Source organism: Streptomyces sp. NPDC001513 (assembly GCF_042894695.1).
In the GTDB taxonomy this organism is placed as follows: domain Bacteria; phylum Actinomycetota; class Actinomycetes; order Streptomycetales; family Streptomycetaceae; genus Streptomyces.
The window spans coordinates 14,872-41,299 of record NZ_JBIAVU010000005.1 but is presented as its reverse complement, the minus strand read 5'-3'; the positions used below and the strand labels follow the sequence as shown (position 1 = coordinate 41,299).

General features: G+C 71.5%; 26 protein-coding genes. 16 read left to right on the top strand and 10 right to left on the bottom strand.

Features of this window, described 5'->3' with window-relative positions:
- Positions 1–119: 119 nt before the first annotated feature.
- The 3 genes from ACFYZ4_RS12085 to ACFYZ4_RS12075 form a co-directional block, all read right to left on the bottom strand.
- A complete protein-coding gene (locus ACFYZ4_RS12085; RefSeq protein ID WP_384347510.1) occupies positions 120–836 on the bottom strand; it encodes a DUF2993 domain-containing protein in 717 nt (238 codons plus the stop codon).
- A gap of 64 nt (positions 837–900) precedes the next feature.
- Positions 901–2,583: a hypothetical protein gene (locus tag ACFYZ4_RS12080; RefSeq protein WP_390783842.1), complete on the bottom strand. Its 1,683-nt coding sequence runs from the start codon at positions 2,581–2,583 to the stop codon at positions 901–903.
- Positions 2,584–2,593: 10 nt separating this feature from the next.
- On the bottom strand, positions 2,594–2,848 hold the full coding sequence (locus tag ACFYZ4_RS12075; RefSeq protein WP_030718384.1) for a MoaD/ThiS family protein: 255 nt from the start codon (positions 2,846–2,848) through the stop codon (positions 2,594–2,596).
- A 460-nt stretch (positions 2,849–3,308) separates the two neighbouring features.
- Here ACFYZ4_RS12075 and ACFYZ4_RS12070 point away from each other — a divergent pair, with 460 nt between their 5' ends.
- From ACFYZ4_RS12070 to ACFYZ4_RS12050, 5 genes are all read left to right on the top strand, one after another.
- Complete coding sequence (locus ACFYZ4_RS12070; protein WP_390783841.1) at positions 3,309–4,148, top strand: response regulator transcription factor; 840 nt, start codon at positions 3,309–3,311, stop codon at positions 4,146–4,148.
- A 24-nt stretch (positions 4,149–4,172) separates the two neighbouring features.
- On the top strand, positions 4,173–5,195 hold the full coding sequence (locus ACFYZ4_RS12065) for a LacI family DNA-binding transcriptional regulator (RefSeq protein WP_327263186.1): 1,023 nt from the start codon (positions 4,173–4,175) through the stop codon (positions 5,193–5,195).
- 134 nt (positions 5,196–5,329) lie between these two features.
- Positions 5,330–6,460, top strand: coding sequence for a S1C family serine protease (locus tag ACFYZ4_RS12060; RefSeq protein ID WP_390783840.1), 1,131 nt, complete (start codon positions 5,330–5,332; stop codon positions 6,458–6,460).
- An 88-nt stretch (positions 6,461–6,548) separates the two neighbouring features.
- Positions 6,549–7,280 (top strand): response regulator transcription factor, encoded by a 732-nt coding sequence (locus ACFYZ4_RS12055; RefSeq protein WP_351296795.1) that lies wholly within the window; start codon positions 6,549–6,551, stop codon positions 7,278–7,280.
- A complete protein-coding gene (locus ACFYZ4_RS12050) occupies positions 7,277–8,710 on the top strand; it encodes a HAMP domain-containing sensor histidine kinase (protein ID WP_351296798.1) in 1,434 nt (477 codons plus the stop codon). The genes ACFYZ4_RS12055 and ACFYZ4_RS12050 overlap by 4 nt, the downstream gene beginning before the upstream one ends.
- Here the strand turns inward: ACFYZ4_RS12050 and ACFYZ4_RS12045 are convergent.
- Positions 8,690–9,595 (bottom strand): phosphatidylinositol-specific phospholipase C, encoded by a 906-nt coding sequence (locus ACFYZ4_RS12045; protein WP_351296801.1) that lies wholly within the window; start codon positions 9,593–9,595, stop codon positions 8,690–8,692. The genes ACFYZ4_RS12050 and ACFYZ4_RS12045 overlap by 21 nt on opposite strands.
- 137 nt (positions 9,596–9,732) lie before the next feature.
- Positions 9,733–10,302, bottom strand: coding sequence for a TetR/AcrR family transcriptional regulator (locus ACFYZ4_RS12040; protein WP_390783839.1), 570 nt, complete (start codon positions 10,300–10,302; stop codon positions 9,733–9,735).
- 122 nt (positions 10,303–10,424) lie between these two features.
- On the opposite strand from ACFYZ4_RS12040, the gene ACFYZ4_RS12035 reads away from it, so the two are divergent.
- Positions 10,425–11,210 carry an alpha/beta fold hydrolase gene (locus ACFYZ4_RS12035; protein WP_390783838.1) on the top strand — a complete coding sequence of 262 codons (786 nt, stop codon included), beginning with the start codon at positions 10,425–10,427 and terminating at the stop codon, positions 11,208–11,210.
- Between the two features lie 98 nt (positions 11,211–11,308).
- Here the strand turns inward: ACFYZ4_RS12035 and ACFYZ4_RS12030 are convergent, their stop codons facing one another.
- Positions 11,309–13,126 carry a bifunctional metallophosphatase/5'-nucleotidase gene (locus tag ACFYZ4_RS12030; RefSeq protein WP_351299730.1) on the bottom strand — a complete coding sequence of 606 codons (1,818 nt, stop codon included), beginning with the start codon at positions 13,124–13,126 and terminating at the stop codon, positions 11,309–11,311.
- 170 nt (positions 13,127–13,296) lie between these two features.
- Between ACFYZ4_RS12030 and mshD the strand changes: the two genes are divergently transcribed.
- From mshD to pstB, 7 genes are all read left to right on the top strand, one after another.
- Entirely contained in the window at positions 13,297–14,223 is a 927-nt protein-coding gene (gene mshD / locus ACFYZ4_RS12025) for a mycothiol synthase (RefSeq protein WP_351299733.1), read from the top strand.
- A gap of 387 nt (positions 14,224–14,610) precedes the next feature.
- Entirely contained in the window at positions 14,611–16,890 is a 2,280-nt protein-coding gene (locus ACFYZ4_RS12020) for an RNA degradosome polyphosphate kinase (protein WP_384348146.1), read from the top strand.
- On the top strand, positions 16,871–17,842 hold the full coding sequence (locus ACFYZ4_RS12015) for a CHAD domain-containing protein (RefSeq protein ID WP_351299739.1): 972 nt from the start codon (positions 16,871–16,873) through the stop codon (positions 17,840–17,842). Before ACFYZ4_RS12020 ends, ACFYZ4_RS12015 begins: the two co-directional genes overlap by 20 nt.
- Positions 17,843–18,087: 245 nt before the next feature.
- Positions 18,088–19,221: a phosphate ABC transporter substrate-binding protein PstS gene (gene pstS / locus ACFYZ4_RS12010; protein WP_351299742.1), complete on the top strand. Its 1,134-nt coding sequence runs from the start codon at positions 18,088–18,090 to the stop codon at positions 19,219–19,221.
- A 140-nt stretch (positions 19,222–19,361) separates the two neighbouring features.
- Positions 19,362–20,351 (top strand): phosphate ABC transporter permease subunit PstC, encoded by a 990-nt coding sequence (gene pstC, locus ACFYZ4_RS12005; protein ID WP_351299745.1) that lies wholly within the window; start codon positions 19,362–19,364, stop codon positions 20,349–20,351.
- Complete coding sequence (gene pstA / locus ACFYZ4_RS12000) at positions 20,351–21,433, top strand: phosphate ABC transporter permease PstA (RefSeq protein ID WP_351299747.1); 1,083 nt, start codon at positions 20,351–20,353, stop codon at positions 21,431–21,433. Before pstC ends, pstA begins: the two co-directional genes overlap by 1 nt.
- A 30-nt stretch (positions 21,434–21,463) precedes the next feature.
- The gene (gene pstB, locus ACFYZ4_RS11995; RefSeq protein ID WP_351299750.1) at positions 21,464–22,240 is read left to right on the top strand and encodes a phosphate ABC transporter ATP-binding protein PstB; all 777 of its coding nucleotides are present in this window, start codon (positions 21,464–21,466) and stop codon (positions 22,238–22,240) included.
- Between the two features lie 171 nt (positions 22,241–22,411).
- Here the strand turns inward: pstB and ACFYZ4_RS11990 are convergent, their stop codons facing one another.
- Positions 22,412–23,410 carry an inorganic phosphate transporter gene (locus tag ACFYZ4_RS11990; protein ID WP_351299753.1) on the bottom strand — a complete coding sequence of 333 codons (999 nt, stop codon included), beginning with the start codon at positions 23,408–23,410 and terminating at the stop codon, positions 22,412–22,414.
- 5 nt (positions 23,411–23,415) lie between these two features.
- On the bottom strand, positions 23,416–24,036 hold the full coding sequence (locus ACFYZ4_RS11985) for a DUF47 domain-containing protein (protein ID WP_008742369.1): 621 nt from the start codon (positions 24,034–24,036) through the stop codon (positions 23,416–23,418).
- A 195-nt stretch (positions 24,037–24,231) separates the two neighbouring features.
- Here ACFYZ4_RS11985 and ACFYZ4_RS11980 point away from each other — a divergent pair, with 195 nt between their 5' ends.
- On the top strand, positions 24,232–24,570 hold the full coding sequence (locus ACFYZ4_RS11980; RefSeq protein ID WP_351299756.1) for a metal-sensitive transcriptional regulator: 339 nt from the start codon (positions 24,232–24,234) through the stop codon (positions 24,568–24,570).
- Positions 24,571–24,586: 16 nt separating this feature from the next.
- On the opposite strand, the gene ACFYZ4_RS11975 is transcribed toward ACFYZ4_RS11980, so the two are convergent.
- Together ACFYZ4_RS11975 and ACFYZ4_RS11970 are read right to left on the bottom strand one after the other, a co-directional pair.
- The gene (locus ACFYZ4_RS11975) at positions 24,587–24,742 is read right to left on the bottom strand and encodes a hypothetical protein (protein ID WP_327419582.1); all 156 of its coding nucleotides are present in this window, start codon (positions 24,740–24,742) and stop codon (positions 24,587–24,589) included.
- 153 nt (positions 24,743–24,895) lie between these two features.
- Positions 24,896–25,729, bottom strand: coding sequence for a hypothetical protein (locus ACFYZ4_RS11970; RefSeq protein WP_390783837.1), 834 nt, complete (start codon positions 25,727–25,729; stop codon positions 24,896–24,898).
- A gap of 133 nt (positions 25,730–25,862) precedes the next feature.
- Between ACFYZ4_RS11970 and ACFYZ4_RS11965 the strand changes: the two genes are divergently transcribed.
- Both ACFYZ4_RS11965 and ACFYZ4_RS11960 read left to right on the top strand, forming a co-directional pair.
- Positions 25,863–26,078 (top strand): hypothetical protein, encoded by a 216-nt coding sequence (locus ACFYZ4_RS11965; protein ID WP_351299758.1) that lies wholly within the window; start codon positions 25,863–25,865, stop codon positions 26,076–26,078.
- 101 nt (positions 26,079–26,179) lie between these two features.
- A complete protein-coding gene (locus ACFYZ4_RS11960; RefSeq protein ID WP_351299761.1) occupies positions 26,180–26,398 on the top strand; it encodes a hypothetical protein in 219 nt (72 codons plus the stop codon).
- The last annotated feature ends 30 nt before the right edge of the window (positions 26,399–26,428 follow it).

Below are 26,428 nucleotides of genomic sequence, written 5' to 3'. Positions count from 1 at the left end.
GTGTCATATTCCGAGACAGGATCGTCCGGATAGTGGGATAAGAACTCCCCGGGCGGCCGCCGCGCCGCCCCCGGGAGCCGCCGTGCGGCCCGCCCTTCTGCGGATCGGACCGCACTGTCTCACGATCCGGCCACCACCACGTTCGAACCGCCCAGCGTGAGGTGCACACCGGCCTCGTCCGAGGTCAGGGCCGAGAGGTGGAGCCCGGCCGGCATGCCGACCTCCAGGTTGCGCTCGAAGTCGGTCTTCTTGCGGATCAGCTTCTCCACGCCGGGTATGCCCGAGCCCGGCACCTCGTCGGCGTGCACCCGGACGAGCTTGGCGCCCTTTCCGTCCGGCGCGTCCACGAGGGAGATCGTCGACACCACGCTGTGCGTCACGGTCTTGCCGAGCACGTCCACGGCCGCGGTGACCTTCACCTTGCCGGGCGCCCCGCCGTAGGTGAGCGTCGCGCCGGTCTGCGAGGCCGCGGTCAGGTCCTCGTACGTGATGCGCCCGGTGCCCTCGGCCCGCTCGGCGGTGCCCCCGCTGTAGTCACCGTTGAGCTTCACGCTGCGGAAGCTCGCGTCGAGCTCCGAGAGCCGCGTCTTGCGGCCCTCAGCGACCACCTCGACACCTCTGAGCTTCAGGTCGACCCGGTCCAGCTCGTGACTGAACGCCTGGGTCAGGAAGGGGAATCCGCGGATCTCCACTTCCGAGCTGCCGGCCAGGCCCTGGCGGGCCTGGATCTTGTCGGCCAGCTGGTTCTCGACGTACCCGGCGGCCCATCGGTCCACGCCGGCGAAGATCGCCCCCAGCACCACTCCGATGATCACAACGATCCGCAGAGCACGCACGTGCCCTCCCCCTACTAGTCGGTACGAGCGATCTAGTGGACCATGTGCGCCCGTCAGTGGAACGTCAGCCCACCACCCGGCCGATCAGGTACACGGCGGGAGCGGCCGCCGCGAGCGGCAGCGCGACACCGGCCGTCATGTGCACGAACTTCGACGGGTAGTCGTACGCCGCCACGCGCAGCCCGATCAGCGCGCACACCCCGCAGACCAGGCCGATGAGCGCCCCGCCCACCCCGACGGAGGTCAGTCCGCCGACCGCGATGCCCGCACCGGCGGCCGCGGCCAGCGAGACGCCGACCGAGGGAGCGGTGGGCAGCGGCAGCGCACGGGCGAAGACGGCGACCGCCACGGCGGCCGCGCCGACGCTGACGGCGGCGGAACCGGCCGCCAGGTAGCCGGCGCAGATGATGGCGAGGGCGGCCGAGGCCACCGAGGCCATCAGCCCGGACATGCGCTCGTCGGGATCCGCGTGGCTGCGCAGCTGGAGGACCAGGGTGAGCAGCACCCAGGCGCCGAGGGTGCCGACGATCGCGCCGGGGCCGTACGTACGGTCCACCGCGAGCACGGCCACGTCGGCGACCACGGCTCCGGCGAAGGCGAGGGCGATGCCCTGGCGGGCCGGCCACATGCCGTTGAGGCGGAACCAGCCGGCCGCGGTGAGCGCCTGCAGGGCGATCAGCGGCACGAGCAGGGCGTACTGCCCGAGGGCCGCGGCCCCGGCGAGCAGCAGGCCGAGGGCGGCGGTCAGTATGGCCGACTGCGGACCGGGGTCGATGATCGGCGACCGGCCTTCGGCGCGGGCCTGGGCCGGGTCGACGGCGCGCAGGGTGTTCCCGGCGAGGGTGGGCGGGGACCAGGTGGTGACCTCCACCGCCTCGGCGCCGTCCTCGTCCTGAGCGGGGGCGGGCACCGGCGGCAGATAGGCCGTCTCCTCGGCCGGGGCCGACTGCTCCGCGGGGCCGGGGTACGGCGGGAGGTAGGCGGTCTGCTCGGCGGGGATCGGCTGCTCCGCGGGGCCGGGGTACGGCGGGAGGTAGGCGGTCTGCTCGGCGGCCGCGGCGGGCATGCCCGCGCCCTGGCCGCCCTGCGACCAGTCCTGGACGGGAGCCGGAGCGGGCGTCTGCGCCTGGGCCGGGACCTCGTCGCGGAACCAGCCCTCCGGAGCCACGGGCTGCTGCGCCTGGCCGGGGTACGGCACATAGGCCGTCTGCTCGGCGGCCTCCTGCGCGGGACCGGGGTACGGCGGCATGTAGGCGGTCTGCTCGGCGGCCGCGGCGGGCATGCCCGCGCCCTGGCCGCCCTGCGACCAGTCCTGGACGGGAGCCGGAGCGGGCGTCTGGGCCTGGGCCGGGACCTCGTCGCGGAACCAGCCCTCCGGAGCCACGGGCTGCTGCGCGGGCCCGCCGGCCGCCGGGTACTCGTACGACCCCGCGTACGACCCCGTGTAGGGATCGGCGGACCCGGCCACGGAACCGTCCGGCCAGGACCCGTCGGAGCCGCCGGCCGGGGCCGGGGGCTGCGCCTGCGGCTGCGCGGCCGGGGCCTCGTCGCGGAACCAGCCCTCGGGCGCCGCCGGCTGCCCCGGCACCGCGCCCAGCGCCGGATACACCGGCTGGTGGCTGGTGTCCCAGGTGTCGGACTGCCAGGTCTGGGTCCCGTACGGGTCCTGCTGCTGCGCGTACTGCCGGCGCCGCAGCTCCTCCTGCTCCTGCTGCTGGTGCTGCTGGTGTTCCTCAGGCGTGCTCATCGGCTCCCGCTCACCCGCCCGCGAACGGGGGGAGCACCTCGACGGTGCCCCCCTCGGTCAGCAGGACGGCATCGTGCGGGCGCTTGCCCACAGGCTCGTCGTTCACGAGGAAGGAGCAGCGCAGCAGGACCCGGGTCAGCTCCCCGGGGTGGCGTTCCCGCACGGCGTCGAGCGCCTCGGCCAGTGTGCGCGCCGAGTACGGCTCCTCCGCCGTCTTGGCCGCGGCCTTGGCCGCCGCCCAGTAGCGGATGGTTCCGGTTGCCACTGCACTGCTCCCATCGTCGGCTCTCTACCGTCGGCCTCCATGATGGCCCCTCCGGCCGTCCGCCCCGGCGTGCGCCAACGCATCGCGTGTGCGCCGGGGCGGCCCCGCGTCACCGCCCGGCGGGCCGCCGATCCGGTGAAAACGGGGCATACACAGGGCGCGGGCGTGGCAGAACCCACAGCGAGCGATGTCGAAGAGTGCTCGGCCGCGCACGGGCCGGTGGGCTATTCTGCTTGGCGAGAGGATCCGGGCAACGTTGCCCCCGGGTCCTTTTGTGCTTTCAGCGCGTTGAACGAACCGAGAACAGTGGTATCCATGCGGACCCCAGGGCGCGGGGACCGCAGGGGCGCCAGGCAAGACGTACGAAGCAGTACCGCGCATGTCCTCGACGGGACCGAGGAGGAACCGACGTGATGGACCAGCGAACCGCGCACCGTCCGGACCGGACAGGTGGTCGGTCATGAGCTCTCTCCTGCTGCTCACCAACGCACTGCAGCCGTCCACCGAGGTGCTGCCCGCCCTCGGCCTGCTGCTGCACAACGTCCGGGTGGCCCCGGCCGAGGGCCCGGCCCTCGTGGACACCCCGGGTGCCGACGTCATCCTCGTGGACGGCCGCCGCGACCTGCCGCAGGTGCGGTCGCTGTGCCAGCTGCTCCGCTCCACGGGACCCGGCTGCCCGCTGATCCTCGTCGTCACCGAGGGCGGCCTCGCGGCCGTCACCGCCGACTGGGGCATCGACGACGTCCTCCTCGACACCGCCGGCCCGGCCGAGGTCGAGGCGCGGCTGCGGCTGGCCACCGGCCGTCAGCAGCTCGGCTCGGACGACTCCCCGATGGAGATCCGCAACGGCGACCTCTCGGTGGACGAGGCGACGTACTCCGCCAAGCTCAAGGGGCGGGTGCTGGACCTCACCTTCAAGGAGTTCGAGCTGCTCAAGTACCTCGCGCAGCACCCGGGCCGGGTCTTCACCCGCGCCCAGCTGCTCCAGGAGGTCTGGGGCTACGACTACTTCGGCGGGACCCGGACGGTGGACGTCCACGTACGGCGGCTGCGCGCCAAGCTCGGCCCCGAGCACGAGTCGCTGATCGGCACGGTCCGCAACGTCGGCTACCGCTTCGTCACGCCGGAGAAGGTCGAGCGGGCGGCGGCGGAGGCCGCGGCCCAGGCGGCTGCCAAGGCCGCGGCACAGACGTCCGCACAGACGTCCGCGCAGACCTCCGCGCAGCCGGCCCAGGCCGTCACCCGATCGGCGGAGAACCCGGCGATCATTCACTCGGCAGGACGGCCTGCCCAGAGGTAGGTCACCCCGCGTAGACTGCCGCGCGTGGCCAAGGTGACGCGGGATGACGTGGCACGACTTGCGGGTACGTCTACCGCCGTCGTGAGCTACGTCATCAACAACGGACCCCGGCCGGTTGCCCCGGCCACGCGCGAGCGTGTCCTCGCCGCGATCAAGGATCTGGGCTATCGCCCGGACCGGGTCGCCCAGGCGATGGCGTCGCGGCGCACCGACCTCATAGGCATGATCGTCCCCGACGCCCGTCAGCCGTTCTTCGCGGAGATGGCGCACGCGGTCGAGCAGGCCGCCGCCGAGCGCGGGAAGATGGTGCTCGTCGGCAACTCCGACTACCGCACCGAGCGCGAGGTCCACTACCTGCGGGCCTTCCTCGGCATGCGGGTCTCCGGCCTCATCCTGGTCAGCCAGGGCATGAGCGAGCAGGCCGCCAGCGAGATCGAGGCCTGGGACGCCCGGGTCGTGCTGCTGCACGAGCGCCCGGAGGCGATCGACGACGTCGCCGTCGTCACGGACGACATCGGCGGCGCCCAGCTCGCCACCCGCCACCTGCTCGAGCACGGACACGAGTACGTCGCCTGCATCGGCGGCGTCGAGAACACCCCGTCCGTCGGCGACCCGGTCGCCGACCACGTCGAGGGCTGGCGGCGGGCCATGCAGGAGTCCGGCCGCTCCGTCGAGGGCCGGCTCATCGAGGCCCCGTACAACCGCTACGACGCGTACACCGTCGCCCTGGAGGTCCTGGCGCGGCCCGACCGGCCGACGGCCATCTTCTGCGCCACGGACGACCAGGCGATCGGTGTCCTGCGCGCGGCGCGGGAGCTGCGCATCGACGTGCCCGGGGAACTGGCCGTGGCCGGCTTCGACGACGTGAAGGAGGCGGCCCTCACGGACCCGCCGCTGACCACGATCGCCTCGGACCGCCCGGCGATGGCCCGCGCCGCGGTGGACCTCGTCCTGGACGACGGCCTCCGCGTGGCCGGCTCCCGCCGCGAACGCCTGAAGCAGTTCCCTTCGGCCCTGGTGATCCGCCGCTCCTGCGGCTGTCGCTGACCCCGCGGTCCGGGGCTGGGCCCGGCGGCGGCGGTGCGGCCAACAGCGGTTCTTATAAGGGGCATACAAGGTTCTGTCGGGCTTCTGAGGCCAGACTCAGGAAGCTCTCATCATCGGCGGCCAGAGTCAGAGCCATGACCGACAGCTTCCGCCGCGAAGGCGAGTACCCCCAGGAGCACCGCCCGACCCAGGCGGGGGCGGCGTACCCGCCGCCGCCCTCGTACCCGCCCGCCGCGCCCGGCTGGCACGAAGCGCACCAGCCGCCGGTCATCCGCGGCGAGACCGTCCCCGACGCCCGCCACGACGGCCCCGCCCACGCCGCCCCCGCGGCCCGCGCGAAGCGGCCCGTGGCCCTGCTGGCGGCCGTCGCGCTCGCCGCGGCCCTGGTCGGCGGCGGCACCGCGGCCGCCGTCCAGCAGCTGATGGTCCACCAGGGCGGCGGCTCCGGCGGCGTCAACGGCACCAACGTCTCGCAGAGCACCGGCACCGGCACCGTCTCCGGCGTCGCCGAACAGGTCAGCCCGTCGGTCGTCCGCATCGACACCCGCACCGCGTCCGGCCAGGGCACCGGCTCCGGCATCGTCATCACCGCCGACGGGGAGATCGTCACCAACAACCACGTCGTGGACGGCGCCGCCGAGATCCAGGTGACGATGAGCGACGGCAAGAAGTACCAGGCCAAGATCGTCGGCACCGACCCCGACAAGGACCTGGCCCTCATCAAGCTCCAGGGGGCGAGCGACCTCAAGCCCGCCAAGCTCGGCGACTCCGGCAACGTCAAGGTCGGCGACGAGGTCGTCGCCATCGGCTCCCCCGACGGTCTGACCGGCACCGTCACCAGCGGCATCGTCTCGGCGCTGAACCGTGAGGTGAAGGTGCCGAAGTCCGAGCAGCAGTCCCCGCAGGGCCGGCAGCAGGGCGGCGACAGCTGGCCCTTCTCCTTCGGCGGCCGCGAGTTCAACGGGGACACCGGCTCGGACACCACCTCGTACAAGGCCCTCCAGACCGACGCCTCCCTCAACCCCGGCAACTCCGGCGGCGCCCTGGTCAACATGAACGGCGAGATCGTGGGCATGCCCTCCGCGATCTACTCCCCCTCCTCCGGCGGCTCCGCCGCGGGCAGCGTCGGCCTCGGCTTCGCCATCCCGGTCAACACCGTCAAGGCCGACCTGGACTCCCTCCGCAAGGGCGGCCCCGGCGGCTCGGGCTCCTCCGGCACCGACGGCAACGGCTCCACCGCCAACGGCTTCGGCACCTCGTTCTAGGCGGTGTCTCCCCGCGTCCGTGCGAGGCTGGGAGGCGCCGTCACCCGTCGGGCCCCACGGCCGACCACCACCTCTGGGAGACCCATCCATGAATCCCGCCGAAGGCGAAGCGCGGATCCTCGTCGTCGACGACGAACCGGCCGTACGCGAGGCCCTGCGCCGCAGCCTCGCCTTCGAGGGGTACGCCGTGCAGACCGCCGTCGACGGGCTCGACGCCCTCGACCGGGCGGCCTCGTACTCCCCCGACCTGATCGTCCTGGACATCCAGATGCCCCGGATGGACGGGCTGACCGCGGCCCGCCGGCTGCGCGCCGCCGGCAGCGTCACGCCGGTGCTGATGCTCACCGCCCGCGACACCGTCGGCGACCGCGTCACCGGCCTCGACGCGGGCGCCGACGACTACCTCGTCAAGCCCTTCGAGCTCGACGAGCTCTTCGCCCGCGTCCGCGCCCTGCTGCGCCGCAGCTCCTACGCGGCCCCGCAGGCCGGCGGCGACGGCCACGAGGACGCCCTGACCTTCGGCGACCTGCGCATGGACCTCGCGACCCGCGAGGTCACCCGGGGCGGGCGCCCGGTGGAACTGACCCGTACGGAGTTCACGCTGCTGGAGATGTTCCTCGCGCACCCGCGCCAGGTCCTGACCCGCGAGCAGATCCTCAAGACCGTCTGGGGCTTCGACTTCGAGCCCAGCTCCAACTCCCTGGACGTGTACGTGATGTACCTGCGCCGCAAGACCGAGGCGGGCGGCGAGCCCCGCCTCGTCCACACCGTGCGCGGGGTGGGCTACGTCCTGCGCGCCGGCGAGAGCGGGCCCGAGTGAGCCCGAGCGCCCGGTTCCGCGCACTCCCGCTGCGCTCCCGGCTGGCGCTGCTCGTCACGGTGGCGGTGGCCCTGGCCGTCGCCGCCGTCGCCGCGGTGTCGTGGGTGATGGTGCGGGCCCAGCTGCGCGACCAGCTGGACAGCTCGCTGCGCGCCACCAACGCGGAGGCGCAGGCCAACCAGGTGTTCCGGGCGCTCAGCTGCGTCTCCGGCAACGCCCTGCCGGAGCGGCCCGCGAACAACCTCAGCGCCCAGGTGCAGATCGTGCTGCCCGACGGCGGCCACTGCTGGGTCGACGGCAAGGGCACCCTGCCGGTCAGCGCCACCGACCTCGAAGTCGCCCAGCGCCGGCGCGGGGCCGTCCTCTACGACGCGACCACCTCCGACGGGGTGGCCGTGCGCGTCTACACCCAGCCCGCCCTCCTCGACGGGCGGGCCGCCGCGCTGTCCGTCGCCAAGCCGCTCGCCGACATCGACAAGCCCCTGTACACCCTGGCCTGGGTGCTGCTCCTGGTCTGCGGCGTCGGGGTCGTCGGCGCCGGCGCGGCCGGCCTGTGGGTGGCCCGTACGGGACTGCGGCCCGTCGACGAACTGACCGACGCCGTCGAGCACATCGCCCGCACCGAGGACCTCACCGTACGGATCCCCGACGAGGGCGACGACGAGATCGCCCGCCTGTCGCGGTCCTTCAACTCGATGACGGCGGCCCTCGCCTCCTCCCAGGACCGGCAGGCCCAGCTGATCGCCGACGCCGGGCACGAGCTGCGCACCCCGCTGACCTCGCTGCGCACCAACATCGAGCTGCTCGCCCGCAGTGAGGAGACCGGCCGGGCCATCCCGCCCGACGACCGGCGGGAGCTGCTGGCCTCGGTCAAGGCCCAGATGACGGAACTGGCCTCGCTGATCGGCGACCTCCAGGAACTGTCCCGGCCCGACGCGGCCTCGCCCGGCCCGCTCCAGGTGGTCGCCCTGCACGAGATCACCGGGGCCGCGCTGTCCCGGGCCCGCCTGCGCGGTCCGGAGCTCCGCTTCGACTCGGACCTGGCGCCCTGGTACGTACGGGGCGAGGCGGCCGCGCTGGAACGGGCGGTGGTCAACGTCCTCGACAACGCGGTGAAGTTCAGCCCGCCGGGCGGCGCGGTCGAGGTGACGCTGCGGGCCGGCGAGCTGACCGTACGGGACCACGGGCCGGGCATCCCGGCCGAGGACCTGCCGCACGTCTTCGAGCGGTTCTGGCGGTCCCCGTCGGCCCGCGCCCTGCCCGGCAGCGGGCTGGGCCTGTCGATCGTGGCCCGTACGGCGGCACGCGCGGGCGGCAGCGCCGAGCTGCGGGCGGCGGCCGACGGCGGCCCCGGCACGGAGGCGGTGCTCCGCATCCCGGGGGCGCCGACCCCGCCGCCCTCCGAGCCGTCAGTTGTGCCGGATCAGTGAGGGGACCAGGCCGGAGCGGGTGTTCGGGAAGTCCATCGGGACGATGCCGAGCCCGGTCCGGCCGGCGAGTTCACCGCCGTCGACGAACGAGTGCACCTGCGGGTTGAGGCGGTCGGAGTTCCAGCGCGGCGGCATGTAGGCGGCGGTGCTGACGTAGTTCACGAAGAGTCTGCCGGGCTGCTGGACGGCCTTGCGGAAGTGGTTCTCGATGCGGCCGCGCTTGGCGAAGGGCTCGGTGTTGTAGTCGTCCTGGATGTCGAAGACGTTGCCGTCGCCGTAGCGCAGGCCGGGCAGACCGCCGTTGTCGGCGAGGAGCACGACCTTCCCGCGGGCCTGGCCGAGGGTGGGCAGGGCGTCGGCGATCCGGAACAGCGGGCGCCAGCCCCGGTTGTCCAGGTAGTCGTCGAAGACGGCGCGGAAGGTGGCGTCGCTGTCGGTGGAGTACTCCTGCTTGAGGCGCATCAGGACGGTCTCGGAGGGGTGCGCCGCGAGGAAGTTCCAGCAGGCCACGAGGACGTCGCCGAACATCAGGTCCTGGAAGAAGGCCGCGTGGTGGATCGCGAAGGACCCGCCCGAGACCCGGCAGCGGACGTCGAGGAAGCGGATGCCGGAGTCGAGCTGCTGGGCGATCGAGGTGTTCTGGCAGGCGACGTAGAGGCCGCCCTTGGTGGCGCCGGAGTCGTGGGTGCCGGGGATGGTCATCCGCTGGAGGGCGGTGGAGTCTCCCAGTGCGGCCATCCAGTCCTGGGTGCCGAGGGCCGCGGCCGAGGCCGGGGCCGTCCCCGCAACGCCCAGTCCCAGTGCCGTGCCCGCGGCCAGCGCTCCGGCCAGGAAGGCCCGTCTGCCCACGCCCGCGCCGCTGCCCGTGCCGATGTCCACGCCCATGCCCGCCCCTTTGCCGACCCGGTGATGGCAACGGATTATGGCGTGGACACCTCAAAATGGGTACCCGTCGGTAGGGCCCGTTCTCAGGCCTGGACCCGTCCTCCACCCGGCCCCGGCTCGCCCCCGGGCGCCGGGCCTCAGCCTTCGAGCAGCTCCACCATCGTCCGCAGCCCCCGGACGAGCTCCCGGCCGCTCGGCGCCCCCTCCGGATCGGTCAGGCACTGGACCATCACCCCGGTCAGCAGCGCGAGGTGCACCGACCCCAGGGCCCGTACGTCCCCCTCGTCGACCGCCTCCTGGGGCACCCCGCGCAGCTGGGCGGCCACCATGGGCCGGGACTTTCGCTGCTCCTCGGCCAGGATCGCGAGCAGCTCGGGCGAGGACTGCGCGTGCACGAAGGCCTCGACGTTGGCGGTCCAGAGCCAGCGCATGTCGGCGAAGTCCCGGATCTTGCGGTCCCAGGTGTCGGCGTACCGCTCCGCGGCGGTGTCCCCCTGCCCGGCGAGCCGGCCGGACCCCGCGGCCCATTCGTCCATGGCGGCGAAGAGCGCCTGGTTGAGCAGCGCCTCCCGGGACCCGAAGTGGTAGCCGATCGCGGCCATGCTCACCTGCGCCGCCGAGGCGATGTCGCGCACGGTCGTGCGCAGGTACCCCTTCTCCTCCAGGCAGCGGCGCGCTCCGGCCAGCAGGTCCTCGCGATTTCCCATGCCGGGATCGTATCCGCGCAGGTTTTTGGGCAAGCGCGCTACACAATCGTATTGCGCGCTTGCCCAAATCCTGGCAGGGTGAGGCCATCGGAAGATCCACGAGCCCACGGGAGGCACGCGCCATGCGCCACGAGCTGAAGATCGACGACCGGACCCTCTCCTACCTGGACTTCGGCGGCCCCGGCCGCCCGCTCCTCGCCCTGCACGGCGGCATGTCCGAAGCCCTCGCCTTCACGGGACTGGCCGCCGCCCTCGGCGACGGATGGCGGGTCATCGCCCCCGACCAGCGCGGCCACGGCGAGTCCGGCCGGGCACCCGACTACCGCCGCGAGGGCTACGTCTCCGACGCCGTCGCCCTCCTCGACCACCTGGGCCTCGACGCCCCCGTGGCGCTCCTCGGCTACTCCCTCGGCGGGCTCAACGCCTACCACCTGGCCGCCGCCCACCCCGACCGGATCTCCGCGCTCATCGGCGTGGACACCACCATCGAGACCCCCCTCCGCGCGGGGCCGGACTGGTTCGACTTCCTCGAGGGCCTCCCCTACACCGCCCCCACGCGCGAGGAGCTCCTCGCCGCCGCCGGGCCGGTCGGCGCGCTCTTCATCGCCGACGGGCTGCGCCCCCTCCCGGACGGCAGCGGCTGGCGCCTCGCCTACCACCCCCAGGACATGCTCGACTCCATCCGGGCGTGCGGCGGCGACCACTGGGGCACCTGGCTCGCGAGCACCTGCCCGGCCCTGCTGATCCACGGCACCCGCAGCCAGGCGCTCCCGCAGACCGTGGCCGACGCGATGGTCGCCCGGCGCCCGAAGACCTCGTACGTGCCCCTCGACGGCGACCACTTCGTCCCGTTCACGGACCCCGAGGGATTCCACGCGGCCGTCGGGACGTTCCTGGCGACCCTCTGATCCCCGCCCCACGGGGGTGCGCGGGGAACGCCGAAGGGGCGGCGGGCCGACCGGCCCACCGCCCCTTCGCGCGCGCTTTCGCACGGTACCGCCCGGTGTTACTTGACGACGGTGATCCGGTTCGCCGCCGGCACGGCGATCGGGTTGGCCGCCGAGGAGTTGTTCGTCAGGTAGGCGTTGAAGCAGTCCAGGTCGGACGCGCCCACCAGCTTGTTCTTGTGCTCCTTCAGGACGGTGAAGCCGTCGCCGCCGCCCGCGAGGAACTCGTTCATCGCGACCCGGTAGGTCTTGGCGGGGTCGATCGGCGCGCCGTTCAGCTTCACCGAGTCCACGACGATGCGGTCCACGCCCGCCTTCGTCAGGTCCAGGGTGTACGTGAAGCCCTTCGACACCTGCAGGATCTTCGGGTTCGCACCGTTGACCGGGCCGCTGACCTGCTGCTGCAGCGCGGTGATCAGCTGGGCGCCGGTCAGGTCCACGATGTTCATCATGTTGGTGAACGGCTGGACCGTGAAGGACTCGCCGTACGTCACCACGCCGTCGCCCTCGTCACCCGAGGCCTTGTAGGCGAGGTCCGAGCGGATGCCGCCCGGGTTCATGATGGCCAGCTGCGCGCCGCCCTTGTCCGCCGGGGCCAGCGCCTCCAGCTGCGCGTCGGCGATCAGGTCGCCGAGCGGCTTCTCGGGCGCCTCGGAACCGCGGCCCGGGATGTCGGCCGCGATGAAGCCCTGCGGGCGGTTGGCGATCGGGGCCGCGAGGGTCTTCCAGCGGTCGATCAGCTCGGTCATGTCCGGGGCCTTGGGCTGGTCCCGGGTGACGACCTTGTTGACCGGCTTGGGCGAGGCGATCGGCGTACGGACGATGTCCTTGGTCTGCCGGTCGTAGGTGAGGGTGGTGTCCGTGAACAGGCGGCCGATGGAGGCGGCCGAGGTCACCGTGCGCGGGTTGCCCGCCGGGTCCGGGATGTTGCAGGCGTACGCCTGGTGCGTGTGGCCGGTGACCAGCGCGTCGACCTTGGAGTCCACGTTCTTGGCGATGTCCACGATCGCGCCCGAGATGCCGGCGCCGGCGCCCGGGACGTTGCAGTCGTAGTTGTAGGCGCCGTTCGCGGGCAGACCGCCCTCGTGGATGAGCGCGACGATGGACTTCACGCCCTGCTTGTTCAGCTCGGCGGCGTACTTGTTGATCGTCTCGATCTCGTCGCCGAACTTCAGGCCCTTGACGCCCTCGGCGGTCACGACGTCCGGAGTGCCCTCCAGGGTGACGCCGATGAAGCCGATCTTCACGTCGCCCTTCTTCCACACGAAGGTGGGCGACATCAGCGGGCGCTTGGTCTTCTCGTCGGTGACGTTCGCGGCGAGGTACTGGAACTGGGAGCCCGTGAACTCCTTGCCGAACTCGTAGCAGCCCTCGACCGGGTGGCAGCCGCCGTAGGCCATGCGCCGCAGCTCGGTCTTGCCCTCGTCGAACTCGTGGTTGCCGACGCTGGTGACGTCCAGGTCGAGCTTGTTGAGCGCCTCGATGGACGGCTCGTCGTGGAAGAGACCGGACAGCATCGGGCTGCCGCCGATCATGTCACCGGCCGCCGCGGTGACGGAGTACTCGTGGCCCTTGCGGGCCTCGCGCAGGCTGGTCGCGAGGTACTCGACCCCGCCCGCGGGTATGGCCTTGGTGGTGCCGTCGGCCTGACGTTCGGTCACGGTGCCGGAAGAGCCCTGCGGGGGCTCCAGCGTGCCGTGGAAGTCGTTGAACGACAGCATCTGCACGTCGACGGTCCGGCTCTTGGCCGTACCGCCACCACTCGCGGCACCGGCCGGCAGAGCGGCGGCGACCATGGCCCCGGCCCCGGCCGTGACGGCGAGGGCGGCGAAGGTCAACCGGCGGTTTCGGCGGTGCCGTTGTGGCGTCGCTGACATTTAGTCCCCTTTGTGGACAGCGATACTGCTTGGGAGGTCCGGGGAAGCCTATGGTCAACGCGCGTAGCTCTACCAGGGGGTAACGGGTATCGCGTTGGTTACGCGCAGAAGACGGACAGACCCCGCGCCCGCACTCCGCCCGCCACCCGCCGCGGTCGTAGGCTCGTGTCATGACTGAGGCAGCAACGGCCGTGGAGCCGGGACGGCAGATTCAGACCTTCGACGAGCTGACGGAGGAACAGGCCGGTGCCGTACTCGACCTGATCGAGGACGCGGCGCGTACGGACGGCACCACCGCCGTGTCCGAGCAGGGACGGCTCCAGCTGCGCGGCGGACCGCGCGAGGGGATCCGGCACTTCCTGCTCACCGAGGGGGACCGGCTCGCCGGGTACGGACAACTGGAGGACACCGACGCGGTGGAGGCCCCCGCCGCCGAGCTCGTCGTCCACCCGGCCCTGCGCGGCCGCGGACACGGGCGGGCGATGGGCATGGCCCTGCTCGCCGCCTCCGGGAAGCGGCTGCGGGTGTGGGCCCACGGCGGCAAGTCGGCCGCCCGGCACCTCGCGCAGGTGCTCGGCCTGACCCTCTTCCGCGAGCTGCGCCAGCTGCGCCGGCCGCTGGCCGACACCGACCCGCTGCCGGACGCGGCGCTCCCGCCCGGCGTGACCGTACGGACCTTCGTGCCCGGCACCGACGACGAGGCCTGGCTGGCCACCAACGCGGCCGCCTTCGCCCACCACCCCGAGCAGGGCTCGCTGACCCAGCGCGACCTGAACGACCGGATCGCGCAGCCGTGGTTCGACGCCAAGGGCTTCTTCCTCGCGGAGCGCGACGGGGAGCTCGTCGGCTTCCACTGGACGAAGGTCCACGCGGCGGAGCAGCTGGGCGAGGTCTACGTGCTCGGCGTCCGCCCGGGCGCCCAGGGCGGCGGCCTCGGCAAGGCCCTCACCGCGATCGGCCTGCGCCACCTGGCGGCCCAGGGCCTGCCGACGGCCATGCTCTACGTCGACGCCGACAACCCGGCCGCCCTCGCCGTCTACGAGGGCCTCGGCTTCACCACCCACGAGGTCGACCTGATGTACCGCACAGAAAGCTGACCACCCCGGGCCCCGCACAATCCAGCCCCGCCGGCACAATCCAGCCTCGCCTGGGGGCACCTCCCAGCGGTAGCTGGGGGAGTTTGAGGCGCGGGGCCCGGGGCGGAGCCCCGATCTTTGAGCCCCGCCGACGCCGCGGGCGCGGGGTCCGGGCAGCGCCCGGCGGGGCCGGGGCGCACCCGGCACCGCAAGGGCGCCGGCGCGCGCCCCGCCCCCCGTCACCCCCGCCGGGAGGCGACTCGTGCGCCAGGCGGAGCCGGGAAGCCACACGCCATTAACCGGGCATTAAGACGCGCTTGCGACTCTCCCCCAATGCAGCCCCGACTCCGACTGACGGCCGACACTTCCGACGCGCCTGTCCTCCCGCGTGCGCGGAAGAATGGAGTCATGAGCCACAAGCCCAGCGCAGGCCCCAAAGAGGTCCCCGCCCAGCACCCGTCTCAGACGTCCCCCGCCGGCCAGGCGGCCGGCGGCCCGGCCAACGCCGTCACCGGCGCCCACGCCCGCATAGGCTCCATCTCCGCGCACCGTCCGCACGTCGACCTCGAGCCCGATATCGACGCCGACCTGGACGCGTACGACGACAAGGACGGCGACGAGCTCCCCCCGGGGCGCTTCCTCGACCGGGAGCGCAGCTGGCTCGCCTTCAACGAGCGCGTCCTGGAGCTCGCCGAGGACCCCACCACGCCCCTGCTGGAGCGCGCGAACTTCCTGGCGATCTTCGCGAGCAACCTCGACGAGTTCTTCATGGTTCGCGTGGCCGGCCTCAAACGGCGTATCGCGACCGGTGTCGCCACCCGGTCCGCCTCCGGGTTGCAGCCCCGCGAGGTGCTGGACCTCATCTGGACGCGCTCGCGCGAGCTCATGGCCCGCCACGCCGCCTGCTTCCAGCAGGACATCTCCCCGGCGCTGGCCGAAGAGGGCATCCACCTCATCCGCTGGCCCGATCTCACCGAGAAGGAGCAGGCCCGCCTCTTCACGCTGTTCCGGAACCAGATCTTCCCGGTGCTGACGCCGCTGGCCGTGGACCCCGCGCACCCGTTCCCGTACATCTCCGGCCTCTCCCTCAACCTGGCCGTCGTCGTACGCAACCCGGTCAGCGGCCACCGCCACTTCGCCCGGGTCAAGGTCCCGCCGCTCCTCTCCCGCTTCCTGGAGGCCTCCCCGCAGCGCTACGTCCCGCTGGAGGACGTCATCGCCGCGCACCTGGAGGAGCTGTTCCCCGGCATGGAGGTGCTCGCGCACCACATGTTCCGCGTGACCCGCAACGAGGACCTGGAGGTGGAGGAGGACGACGCCGAGAACCTCCTCCAGGCCCTGGAGAAGGAGCTCATGCGGCGCCGCTTCGGCCCGCCCGTGCGCCTGGAGGTCGAGGAGTCCATCGACCCCGGCGTACTGGACCTCCTGGTCCAGGAGCTGAACGTCAACGCCTCCGAGGTGTACCCGCTGCCCGGGCCCCTCGACCTGACCGCCCTCTTCGGCATCGCCTCCCTGGACCGGCCCGAGCTGAAGTACCCGAAGTTCGTCGCCGGCACCCACCGGGACCTCGCCGAGGTCGAGTCCGCGTCCGCGCCCGACATCTTCGCCGCCCTGCGCGAGCGGGACGTCCTGCTGCACCACCCGTACGACTCCTTCTCCACCTCGGTGCAGGCCTTCCTGGAGCAGGCCGCCGCCGACCCGGACGTCCTCGCGATCAAGCAGACGCTCTACCGCACCTCCGGCGACTCCCCGATCGTGGACGCCCTGATCGACGCCGCCGACTCCGGCAAGCAGGTGCTCGTCCTCGTCGAGATCAAGGCCCGCTTCGACGAGCAGGCCAACATCAAGTGGGCGCGCAAGCTGGAGGAGTCCGGCTGCCACGTCGTGTACGGGCTCGTCGGCCTCAAGACCCACTGCAAGCTGTCCCTCGTCGTCCGCCAGGAGGGCGACCAGCTGCGCCGGTACTCGCACGTCGGCACCGGCAACTACCACCCCAAGACGGCCCGGCTCTACGAGGACCTCGGCCTGCTCACCGCCGACCCACAGGTCGGCGCGGACCTCTCCGACCTCTTCAACCGGCTGTCCGGCTACTCGCGCCGCGAGACCTACCGCCGCCTCCTGGTCGCCCCGCGCTCGCTGCGCGACGGCCTGATCGCACGGATCGACAAGGAGGCCGCCCACCACCTGGCCGGCCGCCCCGCCTACGTGCGCATGAAGATGAACTCGATCGTCGACGAGGCCATCATCGACTCGCTCTACCGGGCCGCCCAGGCGGGCGTGCCCGTCGACATCTGGGTGCGCGGCATCTGCGCCGTGCGCCCCGGGGTCCCCGGGCTCTCGGAGAACATCCGGGTCCGCTCGGTCCTCGGCCGCTTCCTGGAACACTCCCGGGTCTTCGCCTTCGGCAACGGCGGCGAGCCCGAGGTGTGGATCGGCAGCGCCGACATGATGCACCGCAACCTCGACCGCCGTATCGAGGCACTGGTCAGGGTCGCCGACCCGGCCCACCGCGCGGCACTGGACCGGATGCTCGAAACCGGCATGTCCGACGCCACCTCGTCCTGGCACCTGGGCCCGGACGGCGAGTGGACCCGGCACAGCACGGACGCGGAAGGCCAGCCGCTGCGGCACGTACAGGAGACGCTCATAGACGCCCGGAGGCGCCGGCGTGGCTCAGCCAAACCATGACCCGATTACGGCGACGGCGGACGCGGGTGACGTGCTCGGCACGTACCTGCGGTCCCAGGCCACCGCTTTCCTGCGCGGGCTGCGCCTGCACGAGGAGAGCGGGGCCGACGCGGCCGAAGGCAGTGACGCGGCGCGCAGCCTGCGGGGGGCCGCGCGCCGCATCAGCGGCTCCCTCGCCACCTTCCGGGTGGTGACCGAGTCCTCCTGGGCCGACGGGCTGCGCACCGAGCTGGTGTGGCTGTCCTCGACGCTGGCCGACGAGCACGCGTACGCCGCCCGGCTGGCCCGGCTGATGGACGCGCTGCACCGGCTGTCGGGGTCCCCCGAGCTCCCGGCGCCGCGCGGCACGGCCGGTGCCCTGACGGTGGGCTCGGCGCGGGCCGGCGCCCTGCTGGAGCGCCAGCTCACCCTGGCCCGTACGCGCGCCCACTCGGCCACCCTCCAGGCCCTCGGCTCCTCCCGCTTCCACGCGGTCGCGGACGCGGTCGCGGTGCTGGCCTCGGAGGTCCCGCTGGACTCCGTCGCGGCCCGGGGGCGGGTCGGGGACGTCCTGGTCCCCCTGGCGGCGGTGGCCGAAACCCGACTGTCGGCGGCGGTCTCGGCCCTCCCGCCGCGCGGCGGGAGCACACAGGCGGCGCCCAGCCCGTACAACGCGGACCACGACGGTCTCTGGCACGAGGTACGCCGCCTCCTGCGGGTCCACCGGTACGCCCGGGAGGCACTCGGCGAGGACGTGAGCAGGCCTGCGGCGGCGGGCGAGGCCCTGGACCGCCACCGCGACGCGGCGGAGGCGGCGGCCGCCTCGGCGACGGCGGCCCGCACCCCGCGCATCGCCCCGGCGACGGCGTACGCCCTGGGCGTCCTGCACGCCGACCAGCGCCACGAGGTGGAGGCGGCGCGGCTCGATTTCGATCATCTCTGGCTGAGGGAGCCCGCGGTCACACCGCGGTAACGGGCGGATAACGGATGATGACGACCGTGTACGAACGGACGGGAACGCACCGGGTCGTCCGCCACGGTTCACCGTCCGTTCACTCGGGCCGGTCAGCTGCTTCACCTGTTCTGCCTAATTTCGGTGATGCACGGAGCGAGCCGCACGGAAATCGAGCAGCTCAGCCGGGCAAACCGACGTAGTCCTCTTCGCACGCCGCCCCGATACAGAAAGCGGCCGGCGGCTTCTGGAAGGAACACCCGAAAGTGAAGCTTCAGCGCAAGAACATGCTTCGTGCCTCCGCCCTCGGGGCGCTTGTCGTGTCCGGCGCCCTGGTCCTCACGGCGTGCGGCTCGGACGACAACACGAAGACCGCCGACGGCACGGCCAAGCCCTCCGCGGCCGCCGGCGAGATCAAGTGCGACGACGCCAAGGGCAAGCTCCTCGCCTCCGGCTCGTCCGCGCAGAAGAACGCGATCGACCTGTGGATCAAGAACTACATGGCTGCCTGCTCCGGCGTCGAGGTGAACTACAAGTCCTCCTCCTCCGGTGAGGGCATCGTCGCCTTCAACCAGGGCACCGTCGGTTTCGCCGGCTCCGACTCGGCGCTGAAGCCGGAGCAGGTCGAGGAGTCGAAGAAGATCTGCACCGGTGGCCAGGGCATCGACCTGCCCATGGTCGGCGGCCCGATCGCCCTCGGCTTCAACGTCACGGGTGTCGACAAGCTGAACCTCGACGCCGCCACGATCGCCAACATCTTCAACGACAAGATCAAGAAGTGGGACGACGAGGCGATCAAGAAGCTGAACCCCGGCGTCGCGCTTCCCCCCACCGCCATCCAGGCCTTCCACCGCTCCGAGGACTCGGGCACCACCGAGAACCTCGGCAAGTACCTCAAGGCCACGGCCCCCGACGCCTGGACCTACGAGGCCGCGAAGAAGTGGCCGGCCCCCGGTGGCCAGGGCGCGTCCGGCTCCTCCGGTGTCGCCTCCCAGGTGAAGGCCGTCGACGGTGCGATCGGCTACTTCGAGCTCTCCTACGCCACCTCGCAGAACATCAAGACGGTCGACGTGAACACGGGCGCCGCCGCCCCGGTCAAGGCCACCGGTGAGAACGCCTCCAAGGCCATCGCCGCCGCCAAGATCTCCGGCACCGGCTCCGACCTGGCCCTGAAGCTCGACTACACCACCAAGGCCGAGGGTGCGTACCCGATCGTCCTGGTGACGTACGAGGTCGTCTGCGACAACGGCAACAAGGCGGAGACCCTGCCGACCGTCAAGTCCTTCCTGAACTACACCGCCTCCGACGCGGGCCAGAAGGTCCTGCTGGAGAACGGCTACGCCCCGATCCCGGCCGAGATCAACGCCAAGGTCCGCGAGACCATCGCCGGCCTGAAGTAGTCCTGACCTCCGAGGCCCGGTCCGCTCCCTCCCCCCGTCCGGGGACGGGCGGACCGGCCCCGGAGACCCTTCCCCTTCACCCGGGGGAATCCGGTGCACCGCCGCCAGGGGGCCTTGCCCCCACACAGACCGGAAAGACCATGGCTTCCACCACACCCACCCAGATAGACCAGGCTCCGCCTGTCTCCACGAGCAAGAGGTCCACCGGCCGCGCCGGTGACAAGATCTTCGCCGGGCTCTCCAAGGGCTCCGGCATCCTGCTCCTGGTGATCATGGCGTCGATCGCCGGCTTCCTCACCTACCGTGCCTCGATCGCACTGTCGAAGAACGAGGGCAACTTCCTCACCACCTTCGACTGGAACGCGTCGGCCAACCCGCCCGTCTTCGGCATCGCCGTCCTGCTCTTCGGCACCGTCGTCAGCTCGATCATCGCGATGGCCATCGCGGTTCCGATCGCCGTCGGCATCGCCCTCTTCATCTCGCACTACGCACCGCGCAAGCTGGCCGCGCCCCTCGCCTACGTGGTCGACCTGCTGGCCGCCGTGCCGTCGATCATCTACGGCATCTGGGGCGCCCTCTTCCTCGTCCCGCAGCTCGGAGGCCTCAACCTCTGGCTCGACGAGTACATGGGCTGGACCTACGTCTTCGACAAGACCCAGGTCGGCGTCGCCCGCTCGCTCTTCACCGTCGGCATCCTGCTCGCGATCATGATCCTGCCGATCGTGACCAGCGTCAGCCGCGAGGTCTTCCTGCAGGTCCCGCGCATGAACGAGGAGGCCGCCCTGGCCCTCGGCGCGACCCGCTGGGAGGTCATCCGCATGTCGGTGCTGCCCTTCGGCCGCTCCGGCGTCATCTCGGCCTCCATGCTCGGCCTGGGCCGCGCCCTCGGCGAGACCATGGCCGTCGCGACCGTCCTCTCCCCGAGCTTCCTGATCAGCGGGCACATCCTCGACCCGGGCGGCGGCACGTTCGCGCAGAACATCGCCGCCAAGTTCGACGAGGCCAACGAATTCGGCCGGGACGCGCTGATCGCCTCCGGTCTGGTCCTCTTCCTGCTCACCCTGCTGGTCAACGGTGCAGCTCGCCTGATCATCGCTCGCCGCAAGGACTTCTCGGGGGCGAACGCCTGATGAGCCACGCACTCCAGGACAAGCGGCCCGCCCGGGCCCCGAAGTCCGCCGCCCCCGCCAGCCTCACCCGGGGCGGCCTCCCCCGCTGGACCCCGGCCGCCGTCGCGGTCCTCTCGATCGCCCTCGGCTGCGGCATCGGCATCGTCGCCGACCTGCACAGCAAGATCCAGTGGGGCCTGATCGCCTCGATCCTGTTCATCGCGATCACCTACACGGCCAGCGCGGTCGTCGAGAACCGCCGCCAGGCCAAGGACCGGGTCGCGACCTCCCTCGTGTGGGTCTGCTTCATCCTCGCGGTCATCCCGCTGCTCTCGCTGATCTGGACCACCGTCAGCCGCGGCATCGAGACCCTGAGCCCCGACTTCCTCAGCCACTCGATGAACGGCGTCACCAGCTTCGAGGAGGGCGGCGGCGTCTACCACGCGCTGCTCGGCACCATCGAGCAGGTCGCCCTGGCAGCCGCGATCGCCGCGCCCATCGGCCTGCTGACCGCCGTCTACCTGGTCGAGTACGGCAAGGGCACGCTCGCCAAGGCCGTGACCTTCTTCGTCGACGTCATGACCGGCATCCCCTCCATCGTCGCGGGTCTGTTCATCCTGACGACCTGGAACCTGGCGCTCGGCTTCGGCCCCTCCGGCTTCGCCGGCGCCATGGCCCTGTCGATCCTGATGATGCCCGTCGTGGTCCGCTCCACCGAGGAGATGCTCAAGCTCGTCCCGAACGAGCTGCGCGAGGCCGCCCTCGCCCTCGGTGTGCCGAAGTGGCGCGTGATCCTCAAGGTCGTGCTCCCCACCGCCATCGGCGGTATCGCCACCGGCCTCATGCTGGCCGTCGCCCGCATCGCCGGTGAGACCGCGCCGATCATGCTGCTCGTCTTCGGCACCCAGCTGATCAACGGCAACCCCTTCGAAGGCGCCCAGTCCTCGCTCCCCCTCTACATCTGGGAGCAGTACAAGGTCGGCAGTGAAGCCTCCTACGACCGGGCGTGGGCCGCAGCCCTCGTACTGATCGCCTTCGTCATGATCCTCAATCTGGTGGCCCGCGGCATCGCCCGCTGGAAGGCCCCGAAGACCGGTCGCTGACGCGACTGTATGAAAGCGAAGTGACCCCTCATGGCGAAGCGAATCGACGTCAGCGGACTGTCCGCCTTCTACGGCACCCACAAGGCCATCGATGACATCTCGATGACCGTGGAGCCCCGCTCCGTGACCGCCTTCATCGGCCCGTCCGGCTGCGGCAAGTCCACCTTCCTGCGCACCCTGAACCGCATGCACGAGGTCACCCCCGGTGGCCGCGTCGAGGGCAAGGTGCTCCTGGACGACGAGAACCTGTACGGCGCCGGCGTGGACCCGGTCGCGGTCCGCCGCACCGTCGGCATGGTCTTCCAGCGTCCGAACCCCTTCCCCACCATGTCGATCTTCGACAACGTGGCGGCGGGCCTGCGGCTGAACGGCAGCTTCCGGAAGGCCGAGCTGGCCGAGATCGTCGAGAAGTCCCTCCAGGGCGCCAACCTCTGGAACGAGGTCAAGGACCGCCTGAACAAGCCCGGCTCGGGCCTCTCCGGCGGCCAGCAGCAGCGTCTGTGCATCGCCCGCGCCATCGCGGTCGAGCCCCAGGTCCTGCTGATGGACGAGCCCTGCTCGGCCCTCGACCCGATCTCCACGCTGGCGATCGAGGACCTGATCGGCGAGCTGAAGGAGCGCTTCACGATCGTCATCGTGACGCACAACATGCAGCAGGCGGCCCGCGTCTCGGACCGCACCGCCTTCTTCAACCTCTCGGCGGTCGGCCAGCCCGGCAAGCTCGTCGAGATCGACGACACGGACCGGATCTTCTCGAACCCGTCCGTGCAGGCGACCGAGGACTACATCTCGGGCCGCTTCGGCTAAAGAGATGTGCTGAACGTCCTGCGGTGCTGCATGGCGGTGCCACCGCAAGGCGAAAGAAAGAAAAAGGGCCGGCTCCCCCTGGGTGGGGGGAGCCGGCCCGCTTTCGTTCCCGCGTCCTGCTTCTCGCGTCCTGCTTCCCGCGTCCTGCTTTTCGTGTGTGCTTCTCGCCCGCTACACGAAGGCGAGGTTCACGATCCAGAAGCTGACCGCGGCGACGAGGGCCGCGGCCGGCATGGTGATGAACCAGCCCATGACGATGTTCTTGGCGACGCCCCAGCGGACCGCGTTCACGCGCTTGGTCGCGCCCACGCCCATGATCGCCGAGGTGATGACATGCGTGGTGGAGATCGGCGCGTGGAAGAGGTACGCCGAACCGAACATGATCGAGGCGCCCGTGGTCTCGGCCGCGAAGCCCTGCGGCGGATCCAGCTCGATGATCTTGCGGCCGAGCGTGCGCATGATGCGCCAGCCACCCGCGTACGTACCCAGCGACAGCATCACGGCACACACGATCTTGACCCAGACCGGGATCGCGTCGTCCGCGCTCTGCACATCGGCGATGACCAGCGCCATCACGACGATGCCCATCGTCTTCTGCGCGTCCTGGAGACCGTGGCCGAGCGCCATGGCGGCCGCCGACACGGTCTGCGCGATACGGAAACCGTGCTTGGCCTTGTGCGGGTTCGAGCGGCGGAACATCCACAGGATGACCACCATCACCAGGTAACCGGCGATCAGACCGACGACCGGCGAGGCGAACATCGGGATGACGACCTTGTCGATCACCCCGCTCCAGATGACACCGGTGCCGCCCGCCAGCGCCGCGCCCACCATGCCGCCGAACAGCGCGTGCGAGGAGGACGAGGGCAGGCCGAAGTACCAGGTGATCAGGTTCCAGACGATCGCACCGACGAGCGCCGAGAACAGGATCCACATGCCCCGCGTGCCCTCGGGCGTCTCGATCAGGCCCTCGCTGACCGTCTTGGCGACCCCGCTGCCGAGGAAGGCGCCGGCGAGGTTCATCACGGCGGCCATCGCCAGCGCCGCACGCGGGGTCAGTGCCCGCGTGGAGACGGAGGTCGCGATCGCGTTCGCCGAGTCGTGAAAACCGTTCGTATACGTAAAGCCGAGCGCGACACCGATGGTCACGACCAGGGCGAAGGTGTCCACGAGGTTCAGGACTCCTTGACCGCGATGGTCTCCACCGTGTTCGCAACGTGCTCGAACGCGTCGGCCGCCTCTTCGAGCACGTCGACGATCTGCTTGAGCTTCAGCACCTCGATGGCGTCGTACTTGCCGTTGAAGAGCTGAGCGAGCAGCTTGCGGTGGATCTGGTCGGCCTGGTTCTCAAGGCGGTTGACCTCGATCCAGTACTCGGTGAGGTTGTCCATCGTCCGCAGGTGCGGCATCGCCTCGGCGGTCAGCTCGGCCGCGCGCGCCAGGACCTCGATCTGCTGCTCGACACCCTTGGGGAGCTCCTCCACGTTGTAGAGGACGACGAGGTCGACGGCCTCCTCCATGAAGTCCATGATGTCGTCGAGCGACGAAGCGAGGTTGTAGATGTCCTCACGGTCGAACGGCGTGATGAAGGAGGAGTTCAGCTGGTGGAAGATCGCGTGGGTCGCGTCGTCCCCCGCGTGTTCCGCTGCCCGCATCCGCTCCGCGATCTCGGCCCGGGCGGAGGAGTCCGCTCCGAGCAGTTCCATCAGGAGCTTGGAGCCCGTGACGATGTTGTCCGCGGATGCGGCGAACATGTCGTAGAAGCTCGTCTCCCTGGGGGTCAGACGAAATCGCACGTGAGGTCCTCGGGGTGCATTGGATTCGGTCAGGCTGATGCTAGGCGCATCCCCCGGCCACGGCTAACCGGCAGTTCCCCAGTGTCCTCCATCGGGCAGAGTGAGGACCACGGACCCCTGCCCCTTCGGCAGAGGCCCAGTACCCTATACCCACGAGGGGTATATACCCCTTCGTTCCGGACCACGGGAGGACGCATGACGATCATCGAGGCGGAAGGCTCCGGAGCCGACGCGCCCCAGGAGGGCGGAGCGGTCCACGGCTACCACCACCAGAAGGACGAGCACCTCAAGAGACTGCGCCGGATCGAGGGGCAGATCCGCGGCCTCCAGCGACTGGTCGACGAGGACGTCTACTGCATCGACATACTCACCCAGGTCTCGGCGAGCACGAAGGCCCTCCAGTCCTTCGCGCTCCAGCTGCTGGAGGAACACCTGCGGCACTGCGTCGCCGACGCGGCGGTCAAGGGCGGCACCGAGATCGACGCGAAGGTCGAGGAAGCCACGAAGGCCATCGCCCGCCTCCTGCGCACGTGACCCCGGGACGCGGCGGTCAGCCCGACCAGATGCCCATCAGCACCTCGTCGATCCGGTCCTGACTGAGCCGCTCCTCCACCGCCGCCGAGGCCGCGATGATCAGCTCACCGCACAGCTCGATCTCGGCGAGAGCCACGTGGTCCTGCACCGTCGTACCGCCTGCGGGAGTCACGCGTGTCACCTCAATCTGCCGTCTACGGTCATCGACGCTCGGGCCCGGCTCCTCAGCGTAGGGACGCCGCGCCCCGGGGCACATGACACGGATGGACCATTTCCGGATACCCACCCATGGCCCGATAGCGTCGCTCCACTTCCGCCCGCGCCACTATTCGGCGATCTTTCCGGCGTAAATGTCCCCGCTTGCCGGCAATACGACGGTCACCGGCGTCCCGAACCCGTACAGCAGCGTGGTCGACGAGACATCGATCACGCCATTGTTGACGTACGTGAAACGGTGCCGGACCTTCCGCAGGCGCCCCTGCTCGTCCAGGTAGACGTCGAACGGCACGGTGTCCTTGCTGAACCCTTTCGCCGCGGCCTCCAGCGCGCCCCGCACCTCCGCCGAAGCCCTCCCCGCGGCCCGCCCGATGTCGGTGGTCCCCCGGTAGTGCCGCACCTTGGTGCCCGCCACCTCGGTCTCCCCGACGTACGTCACCTCCTGCGCGCCGCGCAGCAGCTCGGCCGCGACCAGCGGATCGGTGGCCCCGCCCGTGACCAGGTTCCCGTCGGCGAGGGTCGTCGTGTCGACCCGGACCCACTTGTCGGCGGGGACGCCCGCACCGCGGTTCTTCATGTACAGCGCGCCCGGCACGAGGAGCTCGGTGATGGGCCGGTGCTCGTCCTCGCCCTTCACATCGGTCGGGAGCATCACCAGGAGCTGCCCCATCCGGTTCTTGAAGTCGACCCCGCCCTCGCCGCGGATCGTGACCCGGGTCCCGCCCGTGGCCATCTCCATCGCCGTACGGGCCCGGGCGCTGCCCGTCTTCGTCAGCGCGTCCGCGGCCCCGCGGACCACCGCCGCCGCGTCCGCCGGAGGCCGCTCGTCACCGCCGGCACCGCCCGCGCACCCGCTCATCGCCGTGACCGCCAGGGCGACGCCGGCAGCGCGCACCGCCTCACCCGCACGTCCGGGCCGCCGCTTGTGCTGGTGCACCACCATCGCCTGCCAACCCCCAACGCATGACCGCTGCTTGCCCGAGGCCCCCACCCGCTCCGCTTAACGAGGTCCCGGGTTTCCCGTCACGGGGGCGCACCCTGCCCGGGCGGCGGCGCCCCCGGGTACCGTGGGGGGTGTGGAACCGCACACCGACGCGACCCTGCTCCCTCCGCTTGCCTCCGGGCCGCTCCCGCGGCCGACGTCAGAGCCGCAGCCACCGACAGGCCACACCACATCCACCGCCGAACGCGGATCGTTCTCCCTGGCGGTCTGCACCTGCGGCTGGTCCGGCCCGGCCCGCCGCTCCCGCGACCTGGCCCGCAGGGACGCCGCCCGCCACCCGGCGGCATGAAGAGGGGACGCCCACCCCGCATCGACGGGGGCCCGGCTCCTTCCTAGCCCGTTCGGACGGCCCGGCTGGCCGGGGCGGGCCGCAGCGGATGCCCTTGAGTCATGCCAGGATCCGCAGTCCGCCTGACGGCCCTCCTCTGGGCCCTGCTCATCGCGTTCGCCCCGGCCGCCGCGGCCTGGACCAGACCCGTGGGCTCGGCGGACAGCCCGGCCGACGTGGCCCTGGCCATCGGGCTCACCTCCGTCGCGGCCGCGGCCACCGGCTGGTGGCTGCGCTCCCGGTACCGCCGCGACGGCGGTGCCGAGGCCGGCGATCCGTGACCCCCCGGCGGCGCCGGCCCGCGGTCCGGG

What these genes read in the sequence shown, in the direction of transcription:
- ACFYZ4_RS12035 (WP_390783838.1), top strand. Translation starts at nt 10,425, where the DNA reads ATGCGCCACGAGCTGAAGATCGACGACCGGACCCTCTCCTACCTGGAC.
- mshD (WP_351299733.1), top strand. Translation starts at nt 13,297, where the DNA reads ATGACTGAGGCAGCAACGGCCGTGGAGCCGGGACGGCAGATTCAGACC.
- ACFYZ4_RS12030 (WP_351299730.1), bottom strand. Translation starts at nt 13,126, where the DNA reads ATGTCAGCGACGCCACAACGGCACCGCCGAAACCGCCGGTTGACCTTC.
- ACFYZ4_RS11970 (WP_390783837.1), bottom strand. Translation starts at nt 25,729, where the DNA reads ATGGTGGTGCACCAGCACAAGCGGCGGCCCGGACGTGCGGGTGAGGCG.
- ACFYZ4_RS12080 (WP_390783842.1), bottom strand. Translation starts at nt 2,583, where the DNA reads ATGAGCACGCCTGAGGAACACCAGCAGCACCAGCAGCAGGAGCAGGAG.
- pstB (WP_351299750.1), top strand. Translation starts at nt 21,464, where the DNA reads ATGGCGAAGCGAATCGACGTCAGCGGACTGTCCGCCTTCTACGGCACC.
- ACFYZ4_RS11980 (WP_351299756.1), top strand. Translation starts at nt 24,232, where the DNA reads ATGACGATCATCGAGGCGGAAGGCTCCGGAGCCGACGCGCCCCAGGAG.
- ACFYZ4_RS12060 (WP_390783840.1), top strand. Translation starts at nt 5,330, where the DNA reads ATGACCGACAGCTTCCGCCGCGAAGGCGAGTACCCCCAGGAGCACCGC.
- ACFYZ4_RS12070 (WP_390783841.1), top strand. Translation starts at nt 3,309, where the DNA reads ATGAGCTCTCTCCTGCTGCTCACCAACGCACTGCAGCCGTCCACCGAG.
- ACFYZ4_RS11960 (WP_351299761.1), top strand. Translation starts at nt 26,180, where the DNA reads ATGCCAGGATCCGCAGTCCGCCTGACGGCCCTCCTCTGGGCCCTGCTC.
- ACFYZ4_RS12045 (WP_351296801.1), bottom strand. Translation starts at nt 9,595, where the DNA reads ATGGGCGTGGACATCGGCACGGGCAGCGGCGCGGGCGTGGGCAGACGG.
- ACFYZ4_RS12020 (WP_384348146.1), top strand. Translation starts at nt 14,611, where the DNA reads ATGAGCCACAAGCCCAGCGCAGGCCCCAAAGAGGTCCCCGCCCAGCAC.
- pstA (WP_351299747.1), top strand. Translation starts at nt 20,351, where the DNA reads ATGAGCCACGCACTCCAGGACAAGCGGCCCGCCCGGGCCCCGAAGTCC.
- ACFYZ4_RS12040 (WP_390783839.1), bottom strand. Translation starts at nt 10,302, where the DNA reads ATGGGAAATCGCGAGGACCTGCTGGCCGGAGCGCGCCGCTGCCTGGAG.
- ACFYZ4_RS12055 (WP_351296795.1), top strand. Translation starts at nt 6,549, where the DNA reads ATGAATCCCGCCGAAGGCGAAGCGCGGATCCTCGTCGTCGACGACGAA.
- pstC (WP_351299745.1), top strand. Translation starts at nt 19,362, where the DNA reads ATGGCTTCCACCACACCCACCCAGATAGACCAGGCTCCGCCTGTCTCC.